This is a genomic window from Endozoicomonas sp. ONNA2, from assembly GCF_024606365.1.
Lineage (GTDB): Bacteria > Pseudomonadota > Gammaproteobacteria > Pseudomonadales > Endozoicomonadaceae > Endozoicomonas.
This window is the reverse complement of record NZ_JAHHPO010000551.1, coordinates 1-6,862: the sequence shown is the minus strand read 5'-3', so window position 1 is coordinate 6,862 and position 6,862 is coordinate 1. Positions and strand designations below refer to the sequence as shown.

The window sequence follows — 6,862 nt, the reverse complement described above, 5'->3', positions numbered from 1 at the left end:
AATCCCTTAGAGCAACAAAGTCCTGCGCGAGATTCGGGGCAGTTTATGAAATATCTGGGTTAGGATAGGAGCTGTCCTGAAATAACTTCGAATTTCTACAGACGCTACCCGCTACCCGCTTCCCGAAAAGCTGGAATCACTTGTGCTTTTGCGGGCAACGGGAAGCGGGCGGCGGCATTTTCCCGGACTGTACAAAATGATGAAGTTATTCCGGGACAATTCCTTACTTCACCTCTTTAAGCATGATCAGGCTGTGCGGCTGAACTTCAAAACTGCACTGGTCAACGGACTGCTTCCGGATAAAGGCAGGTTCCTTGAAGGTATTCAATACGAACATCCGATGTTGGAATTGGCCAGTTTGCGGGATTAACACTCTTCCCACGTGTTTACCGGCATTCATAATGACCCAGATGACCCCTTTTTCAGCATCATTCGGGTTGTGAATTTTAACCGTCAGGGTATAACAGTGTCGTTCGCTGAAATAAATAGGGTCAACCACTTCACCCTTCGGTGAGTACAGCTGGTATTGTGTATGGCCCAAAGCATCGGTCAACAGTGGTTCATTGCGACGGAAATGCATCATTTGGCGGGTGAAATCGTGCATCACGGCACCGTCAGAGTCGGTATTGTGCAGCCAGTCCCAATGCAGCCAGGCGATGGGTGAGTCCTGGCAGTACGCATTATTATTACCATCCTGGGAGTTGCCGAACTCATCGCCGGCCAATAACATGGGCGTGCCTTTGGCCAACATTAACATGCCTGCCAGGTTTTTCCGGCTACGCAGGCGGGCCTTATTGATTTCAGGGTTGTCTGTGACGCCCTCTTCACCATGGTTCCAGGAATAATTGTGCTCGTCACCATCGCGTCCATCTTCACCATTGGCCAGATTGTGGCGCTGATTGTAAGAAACCAGGTCCATCAGGTTAAAGCCATCGTGACTGCAAATATAGTTGACGGTGGCAAGGTAACTTTGCTCGCTGAACAGGTCTTCTGAACCGGCAAAGCGCCAGGCCATTTCCGTTTGTATTCCTTTGGTACCTTTCCAGAATTGCCGACAAGTATCACGGTAACGATCATTCCAGGACTGCCAGTCATTGGGGAAGTCGGTCATATGATAACCGTCCGGTCCAATATCCCAGGGCTCGGCAATCATTTTTACCTGGCTCAGAACCGGGTCCTGGCTCACGGCATAAAAGAAGGGCGCATCCTTGTTGAAGTGACGGTGCTGACGGGCCATGGTGGGGGCCAGGTCAAAACGGAAACCGTCGATCTGATACTCCACCACCCAGTGACGCAGGGCATCCATGGTCAGGCGCAGGGTCTGGTGGCTGTCGAAGTTCATGGTGTTGCCACAACCACTGTAATTTTCCGAGGAAATTACACCGTTGTGATTGTTCATATGGTAGTAGTCGGTTTCAGCCAGACCTCGCATACTCAGGAATGGACCACCATGGCCACCTTCGCAGGTATGGTTGAACACCACATCCATAATGACTTCAATGCCAGCGCGATGCAGCTCACGCACCATGGTTTTCATCTCGGTAACCGGGTCGGCGATGGCATAAGGTGTGTGCGGTGCCATCATGCACAGAGGGTTGTAACCCCAGTAATTTGCTAACCCCAGGTGAGTGAGCCGCTCTTCGCTGGCACTGAAGGTAACCGGCAACAGCTCAACGGCGCTAATGCCGAGATTTTTCAGGTATTCAATGGTAATGGGGTGGCACATGCCCAGGTAGGTACCCCGAATATCCTCCGGGATATCTGGATGGGTTTTGGTGAATCCCTTGAGATGGGTTTCGTAATAAATGCTTTGCTGGTCTGGAATTTCCGGGTGGGTGATGCCCTGCCAGTCAAAGGTGGCGTCACGCACAACGCTGCGGGGCATTTTGGCGGCACTGTCCTGTTCATTGAAAAACCATTGTCCATTGTCGTCTGGAGTGTAGTCGAAAATCTCCTGGCACCATTGAATATCACCACGGATTTCCCGGGCATAGGGGTCCATCAGAAGTTTGTTCCTGTTAAAGCGCGGTGTGGTGTTGGGTGACCAGTAGCCGTCTGCCCGGAATCCATAATGCTGACCTTCAGTAATGCCCTCAATATAGAGGTGCCAGATGCCTCCGGCGGAGGGAAGCATTTTCAGTTGCTCTTCATTCCCCCGGGCATCAAATAACGAAACAAACAGTTGCCCCGCTTGCGGGGCGTACACAGAAAAATTGACCCCAGTCGCCTGATTGACCGGTACCGCCAAAAGATCAGCATTGACCAGGGTGGCACCCTGTGGGGAGGTTTTTCCGGGAAAGGTGGAATAGGCCTGAGTGGCAGACAGTGTATCCATAACGTATTGAAGCTCTTTCTGGCGTGATCAGAAAACCGGCGTATACCAGGAACAAACAGAAAACAAAGCCAATAATGTAAACGATTGCAGACTCCTTATAAACAATTGACTCAAGTAGTTAACCAAATGAAATCGTATTTTGACTAATCAGATAGCCTCATGGTGCCCGCATCCATGCAGTCGTGCGGCGTTACAACTCCGGTCACATAGCCAGAAAATACTATTCCATTTGGCCAACTATAAGGACAGTGCCCGGGCAGAAGTCAATGGGCAGAAGTAAAGGAAAAAAACGGAGCAACGGCTCCATCAAACAATCATCACTGTTCACAGGGTTTAATCACGGTCTGAAAAATTTCACCAAAGCGTTTTGCCCAGGCGGTTTCATCGTGGACACCATTGGCAATCACCCGATGTTGCAGTGGTATACCGGCGTCGTTCAATGCAGCCACCATGGCATGGTGGCCTTGCAGCCATTCATCAGGCCCCCAGGGGCCAACGGTCTCCTGGTCGCCCATATCCAGATAGAGGCGGGCATCGCGGGCAAAACCGTTTTTCCGGAAATATTTTCGTAGCTGTTTGCCGCCGTAGTGGTCACTGGTGGCGTGAGACAGGGCCAGTCCGGTACCAAACACACCGGGGCGATAGCTCATGGCGTAGAGGGTGATGTAGCCGCCCATGGAGGAGCCCATTAACGTGCGATCGACCGGGTTGTTGCTGATGTTGTATCGTTTTTCCAGCACGGGGGTCAGTGCGTCCACCACAAAATCCACCGTTTCACGGCCGTGTGCCTGTACTTTGCCAACGGTTGGATGGGTCCAGTCCAGGCCGCTGTATTCAATGTAGCGGCTCAGGGCATCACCGGGGCTGTCAAAGCCGATGACGACGTACTCCTCTGCCAATGCTGTCAGGGTTTCGTCCAGATGCCATGCCAGGCCGTAGGTGGCCGTCCCTTTGTCAAACAGGTTCTGGCCATCCCAGGCGTAGATGACCGGGTAGGGTTGCTGGCGGTTGCTGTGGTAATTTTCGGGCAGCCAGATCCTGACAGTACGATGACCGTCGTTTTGAGGAAAAGTGGTGGTGATTGTTTCCAGCTTACCCATGAATGCAGGGCGACTGCCTGATGCCCGATCTTCTTCCGGGTCAGCCCATTTATCAATTGATCGCATGATGATCTCCTGTTCTCCAGTAAATGCGGCGGTTGGGCACATTGTAATGGTCATTGTCTATTTCAACGGAATCTCCCCCGGGTTGATTATTCGGTATCACACATATAACAACTGACTGGCGACAGGTCCGGCCAAAGGGCTGGAATTATTGTTGTTTTCTTCTATCTTTATTTTTTACCCTCAATCTGAATGATATTACTGACGCCTCCCTCCCGCAGAAGATCGTGGGAACGGTTTATATTCCCTACGACACAAATTGTGCAATTTCCGACAACCTTGGCTGTTGTCGTCTACTTGATGAAGAAACACAATGCTTGATCACCAATTAATCGATCGCCTGGGTGACCTGTGTGGCATGGCCAGCGGTTATCAGGACTGGGATGGTACTCCGGTAGCCATCGATACGGAGAACAAAATTCCCCTGCTGGCTGCCATGGGTTACGACGTTGGCAGCAATGCAGCGTTGAAACAGGCAATAATGACTGAGCAGTTAAAGCGGTGGCAGTCTCCCCTGTCACCCGTGACTGTTGTGCACCGGGGGCAAAGCTGCTCTTTTGAACTGCGTTGTGCCAAGAGTATGCGCCCATCGTCTATTGATTTGCAGATAACGCTGGAAAACGGTGACCGGGTTATCCATCATGCGGATCTGAAATCGGCTGTTGTGTCGGAAACAGTCAAGCTGGAGCGCAAAGAGTATATTGCCCTTGAGGTTTCTGTGCCGGAATACCTGCCGCTGGGTTATCACACCCTGGCGGTTCAGGGGAAAGCGCTCACGGCAGAATCCGGATTGATTGTGGTACCACAGGTCTGTTATGAACCGGAGGCTTTGCAACAGGGCGCTAAAATCTGGGGAGCCGCCATTCAGTTATATACCGTTCGCACTGACCATGATTGGGGGATGGGTGACCTGACCGACCTGGGTGAGCTGGCGGCGGGCATGGGGGAGCAGGGGGCTGATTTTATTGGCCTGAACCCGGTGCATGCATTGTACCCGTCCAATCCGTTGCACTGTTCTCCCTACAGTCCATCTACCCGCCTGTTTGATAATGTGCTGTACATTGATCCCCGGCAAGTGGCAGAGTACAGCGACAGCGCAGCAGCACAGGAGATTGTAGCAAAACACCAGGGATTGATTGAGGAATTACGCAGTAGTGACGTCGTACAATACGACCAGATTGCACCGTTGAAAATGTCGGTGCTGGACGTGTTGTTCAATGAGTTTGCCGAGCAGCATCTGGGTAAGGGTACAGGGCGTGATCAGGCGTACACCGCTTTCTGTCAGTCGAGGGGGGCTCGACTGGATCAGTTTGCCTTGTTTGAAACACTGTTTGAGCATTTTCGGAAACAAGATATCAACAGCTGGGGATGGCGCTGCTGGCCAAAGGCTTACCAGACACCTGCCAGTAAAGAGGTCAGGGCCTTTGCCAGGGCGAATCAGTTACGGATTTCGTTCTTCAAATACCTGCAGTGGCAGATGGATGAGCAACTGCACGTTGCCCAGAAAAAAGCCAAAGACGTCGGCATGATGGTTGGCCTGTACCGTGACCTGGCGGTGGGTGTTGACAGCAACGGAGCCGATGTCTGGGCGGACCGTAATTTGTTTGTGCTCGATGCCAGCACCGGTGCACCACCGGATGGTCTGGGACCGATGGGGCAGGACTGGGGATTGCCACCGTTCAGCCCGGTAGTATTGAAAGAAGCACGTTACCAGCCGTTTGTTGAGCTGATTCGGAACAATATGCGTAATTGCGGTGCATTGCGTATTGACCACGCCATGGGGCTGTTCCGCCTCTGGTGGTGTCCGAATGGCAGCATTGACAAAGATACTGACAAAGATATGGCAAAAAAAGGTGCGATTTATGGCTGCTACGTCCACTACCCGCTGCAGGATTTGCTGGGCATTATCAAGCTGGAAAGCCATCGCCATCAGTGTCTGGTGTTTGGTGAAGACCTGGGTGTTGTACCGCAGGAAATCACCGATAGTTTACCAGCAGCAAGAATGTATGGCAGTGTGATGGGAATTTTTCAACAGGACGGCAGTCGATATACGGCACCCGAAAAATATCCTGTAAAAGCGCTGGCCATGCTGGTATGCCATGACACACCCACCATGAAAGGCTGGTGGGATGGCAAAGATATCGACCTGATGGAGTCCCTCGGTTGCTATTCCCAAGAGCGTGCCGCTGCAGACCAGGATGCCCGTGAACAGACCCGCAAGGCTGTACTGGCTACCCTGGCTGATGTTGGCGAGTCACCCGAAGGTGTTGACCTTCATTCAAATACGGCACCGGCATTCAGTCGTGAAATTATGGAGAAGTTCAGCTATTACCTGGCCTTGTCGGCTGCACAGATAGCGGCCTTCCAACTGGAAGATGTCATGATGATTGATTCACCGGTTAATGTACCGGGCACCAGTAGTGAATATCCGAACTGGCGTCGTCGTCTGCCCCAGAGTATTGATGAAATGCTGGCGAGCAAAGAGAACCTGCAGTTCTTTGCCAACCTCAGTGGCTGTCGCAAGGCAAAGTAATCGGATGAAAAAACCAGCGCTGTGTCTGGCTCTTGGTTTACTGGCTGGCTGTGCGAATACTGATTCAGCTACAGTGCCCGGGGAGCCTGCGGCAGTTAACCACACGATACAGACTCTGGATTATCAACCTCTGCGGATATACGACGATGCTATTCAGCAGACAATCAGGCTGACAAATCAGTCTCCAAGGTTACAAACTGATGACGGTGATTCTGCGGCTATCGCCTGGCGTTTGCCAGAATATGGTGCCTACCGGTTCAAAATCAGCAGTCAGATCAATCGCCGTAAGTTTGGCCGGGAAGCTTCCGCGTTTATGGCGGAGGTGCAGCTGCTCGATAAGAACTACCAGGTGGTTAACACCCTGCCAGCCACCGCTTTGAGCTATCAGAAGCCGGGCTTGCTTGAGCAGGAATATTTTTATCACAATTTTGTTGTGGACAATCGCGATCCATTAATAACACCTGTTGCATACATTGTCGTTAATATGAGTGACGCCGGGCGCAGGCATAAGATTCAGGTTGTCGATCTGGAAAAAGAGTATGCGAAGGTCCGGAGCATTATGCCTCCGCCTACCGAAGATGTGCTGGCAATGGCCAGCGATGATGGCGTGATTACCCTGGAAGCTATGGCACTGACTGCAGCGAACAACCCGGTCTCTGCGCCAAAGCCTGCTGATACACCGCCGGTTGCCACAGAGACCGCTGACACTGTTGCTTTGAGTAAAGCCTATCGTGACACTGTCCTTCAATTGTTGAACGATGGCAAGGTTCAGGAGGCTCCAGGAGGCTGTCCGAGAATAGCGCCCGACTGGGCGTCCCCGTAGCGAGGATT

At 52.0% G+C, this 6,862-nt stretch carries 4 protein-coding genes; 2 read left to right on the top strand and 2 right to left on the bottom strand.

Features of this window, described 5'->3' with window-relative positions:
* Window positions 1-223: 223 nt before the first annotated feature.
* Window positions 224-2,335, bottom strand: coding sequence for a glycogen debranching protein GlgX (glgX, locus tag KDK14_RS09660; protein WP_257264889.1), 2,112 nt, complete (start codon window positions 2,333-2,335; stop codon window positions 224-226).
* Between the two features lie 317 nt (window positions 2,336-2,652).
* Window positions 2,653-3,501, bottom strand: a complete 849-nt coding sequence (locus tag KDK14_RS09655) for an alpha/beta hydrolase (RefSeq protein ID WP_257264888.1) — start codon at window positions 3,499-3,501, stop codon at window positions 2,653-2,655.
* Window positions 3,502-3,811: 310 nt separating this feature from the next.
* Here KDK14_RS09655 and malQ point away from each other — a divergent pair, with 310 nt between their 5' ends.
* Window positions 3,812-6,031 carry a 4-alpha-glucanotransferase gene (gene malQ / locus KDK14_RS09650; protein ID WP_257264887.1) on the top strand — a complete coding sequence of 740 codons (2,220 nt, stop codon included), beginning with the start codon at window positions 3,812-3,814 and terminating at the stop codon, window positions 6,029-6,031.
* Window positions 6,032-6,035: 4 nt separating this feature from the next.
* Entirely contained in the window at window positions 6,036-6,854 is an 819-nt protein-coding gene (locus tag KDK14_RS09645) for a MalM family protein (RefSeq protein WP_257264886.1), read from the top strand.
* Window positions 6,855-6,862: the final 8 nt, after the last annotated feature.

What these genes read in the sequence shown, in the direction of transcription:
- glgX (WP_257264889.1), bottom strand. Translation starts at nt 2,335, where the DNA reads ATGGATACACTGTCTGCCACTCAGGCCTATTCCACCTTTCCCGGAAAA.
- KDK14_RS09655 (WP_257264888.1), bottom strand. Translation starts at nt 3,501, where the DNA reads ATGCGATCAATTGATAAATGGGCTGACCCGGAAGAAGATCGGGCATCA.
- malQ (WP_257264887.1), top strand. Translation starts at nt 3,812, where the DNA reads ATGCTTGATCACCAATTAATCGATCGCCTGGGTGACCTGTGTGGCATG.
- KDK14_RS09645 (WP_257264886.1), top strand. Translation starts at nt 6,036, where the DNA reads ATGAAAAAACCAGCGCTGTGTCTGGCTCTTGGTTTACTGGCTGGCTGT.